The sequence below is a fragment of the uncultured Anaerococcus sp. genome, from assembly GCF_963510575.1.
Lineage (GTDB): Bacteria > Bacillota > Clostridia > Tissierellales > Peptoniphilaceae > Anaerococcus.
The window spans coordinates 1-2,837 of sequence record NZ_CAUPFR010000149.1 but is presented as its reverse complement, the minus strand read 5'-3'; the positions used below and the strand labels follow the sequence as shown (position 1 = coordinate 2,837).

Below are 2,837 nucleotides of genomic sequence, written 5' to 3'. Positions count from 1 at the left end.
ACAACAAAAGATGTATATGCAAACTCAGTAGAAGGTTTCGATTTTTCAAATATGAAAGCAGTTAAGGATAAGAAAGTTTATAACACAAAGCTTGGCATGTGGAATTGGTTTACACCAAATCCAGACGGACCACTAGTCCTAGCTTGGCTTGCAAAATCAACCTATCCTGAAGAATTTAAGGACTATGACCTTAAGTCTATGATTAAAGATTATTATCAAAAATGGTATGGATACGAATTAAATGATGAACAAATCAAGGATATGTTTGATATATGATTAAAGAAATCTTTATCAAAGATAAAAAAATAAAATTAAGCTCATATATAATACTCATAAGTCTACCCATATTAATAAGTATTTTGGCGCTTATCATAGGTAGGATGCCACTTAGCCTGGGGCAGATTATAGATTTTTTTGGCGCTTATATATCTGGTAGAGACTTTGATCCCATGCTTGAATCAGTGATAATAAATGTAAGATTACCAAGAATTATAACTGGTCTTGTAGTAGGAGCGGGTCTTGCCACAGCTGGTCTTGCCTTTCAAGGGGTTTTTTCAAACCCCTTGGCAACTCCAGATATTTTAGGCGTTAGTTCAGCTGCAAGCCTTGGGGCTATAATCGGCATACTCCTATCACTTTCAACCCTATCTATTCAAGTATTTGCTTTAGTTTTTGGATTGGTTGGAGTTGTCTTTACCCTTTACATCGGCAAGACTAGGACTAGGTCATCAACAATAATGCTTATCTTGGCAGGTCTGGTAGTTTCTTCCTTATCAAACGCCCTCGCATCCTTATTAAAATACACAGCAGATCCAACAGACAAGTTGCCAGCAATTAGCTATTGGCTTATGGGTTCTTTTGCAAGATCATCTTATAAAAACTTGATTCTTTCAGCACCCTTAATAATTTTTGGAATTATTTTAATAAGGCTTTTGATATTTAGGTTAAATATTATGAGCCTATCAGAAGATGAAGCAAAAAGTTTAGGAGTAGATGTCAGAAAAACCAGACTCGTTTTTATATTTGCTTCTACACTTATAACTGCATCATCCATATCAATGTGTGGCCAAGTTGGTTGGATTGGTTTGATAATTCCCCACATGGCAAGGATGATGGTAGGAGCAAACAATACCCACACCCTACCCTTTAGTATATCCTTGGGAGCAAGTCTGATGGTATTGATAGAAGCCTTGTCTAGGACAATTTCTGTAATAGAACTACCTATTTCAGTACTAACAGCAATTATAGGTGCTCCAATTTTTATAAGCCTAATTAGAAAAACTGGGGGTGGTTTCAATTAAATTAGAAGTTAAAGATGCAGGATTTTATTATGATGAAAATCATGTATTATTTAAAAATTTATCTTTTTGCCTTGATCAAGGAGAGGTTTTATCTATTTTAGGACCTAATGGTGTAGGTAAGACAAGCCTCATAAGATGTATATGTGATTTTGAAAAATGGAAATTGGGTAAAAGTTATTTGGACGGCAAGGATATTATAAGCTACAGCCGAAGGGAATTATGGTCTAATATATCATACGTTCCTCAAAAAAGATCATTTTCTTTTGAATATTCTGGTATAGATATGGTAGTCCTAGGCCTTGCCAGCAAGCTTGGACCTTTTGCAAAACCAGGTGAAAGAGAATATGAGAAGGCAAACAATATTATGAAAAGCTTAGCTATAGAAAGGCTTAAGGATAAGTCTTGCTCAGTAATGAGCGGGGGAGAGCTCCAGATGGTTCTCATAGCTAGAGCTTTGATTTCAGACCCAAGTCTAATTATATTAGATGAACCGGAAAGCGGCCTTGATTTTAAAAACCAACTTAAAATAATTTCCTTAATCAAAACCTTATCCAAAAAAGAAAATATTAGCGTTATCATAAATACCCATTATCCGGCTCACGCTCTTGAAATAGCAGATAAGTGTTTGCTTTTAATGAAAGATGCCAGGTATAAAATTGGTAAAACATCAGATATTATCTCTAAGGAAAATATAAGGGAAGCATTTGGGGTAGAAGTTATACTTGAAAAAATAAAAAAAGATGAAAAAGACTATAATACTATTATTCCGATTAGTATAGTGGGAGATAAAAATGAAAAATATTAGTAAGGGAATAATCTTAAGAGCAGAAGAGATGATACCTACAAGAGAAAACCAAACTATAAGCAAGAAACTTATAGATTTGGAAGATTTTCATATTCTGCTTATGAGTCTTGGCCAAAATACAAGTATTTCCCCAGAATTTTATGGCCAAGAGAGGATATATCTTGTTTTAAAAGGCGAAATTAACTTTAATAATGAAAAACTTGTTAATAATGAATTAATATTTTTCGAAAAAAATAGGCTTTTCGGCATTGAGTCAGATAAGGAAAGTATTTTTTTAGAAATAGGAATCAATCTAAAGGAGGAAGAGATGAAAAATATCGATAAGGGACAGAAAATAAAATTAGTTGACTATTTGGATTATATTGACGGAGCTATAGCCAATATTGACCTTGTTTCAAAAGATGATTTTAGGGTGGTGATGATGGCTTTTGATGCAGGAGAGGGTCTGAAAGCTCACAAGGCTCCTGGAGATGCTCTTGTAATGGCACTCGAGGGAAGGGCAAAGCTTCTTGTTGGAGATAAGGAAGTTGAGATTGAGGCTGGTGAACAATTAGTTTTCCCTGCAAATGTAATCCATAATGTAAGTGCAATTACTAGATTTAAGATGTTATTAATCTTATCTATAGAAAAATAAGAAAAGACCTTGAATGATTTTTTTATCATCAAGGTCTTTTATTTTTATAAGAGTTGAATGCCTTTGTTGGCTAGGAGTTTTCTTTGGTCGGCTGGCC

General features: G+C 34.3%; 3 protein-coding genes and 1 pseudogene. All 4 read left to right on the top strand.

The window, feature by feature from the left end; translation table 11 throughout:
• Window positions 1–276: pseudogene (locus RQ907_RS08360) on the top strand (ABC transporter substrate-binding protein); the annotation flags it as partial.
• On the top strand, window positions 273–1,301 hold the full coding sequence (locus RQ907_RS08355; RefSeq protein ID WP_311492912.1) for an iron ABC transporter permease: 1,029 nt from the start codon (window positions 273–275) through the stop codon (window positions 1,299–1,301). The pseudogene RQ907_RS08360 and the gene RQ907_RS08355, both read left to right, overlap by 4 nt.
• Entirely contained in the window at window positions 1,288–2,106 is an 819-nt protein-coding gene (locus RQ907_RS08350) for an ABC transporter ATP-binding protein (RefSeq protein WP_311492911.1), read from the top strand. The genes RQ907_RS08355 and RQ907_RS08350 overlap by 14 nt, the downstream gene beginning before the upstream one ends.
• The gene (locus RQ907_RS08345) at window positions 2,093–2,740 is read left to right on the top strand and encodes a cupin domain-containing protein (RefSeq protein WP_311492910.1); all 648 of its coding nucleotides are present in this window, start codon (window positions 2,093–2,095) and stop codon (window positions 2,738–2,740) included. The genes RQ907_RS08350 and RQ907_RS08345 overlap by 14 nt, the downstream gene beginning before the upstream one ends.
• The last annotated feature ends 97 nt before the right edge of the window (window positions 2,741–2,837 follow it).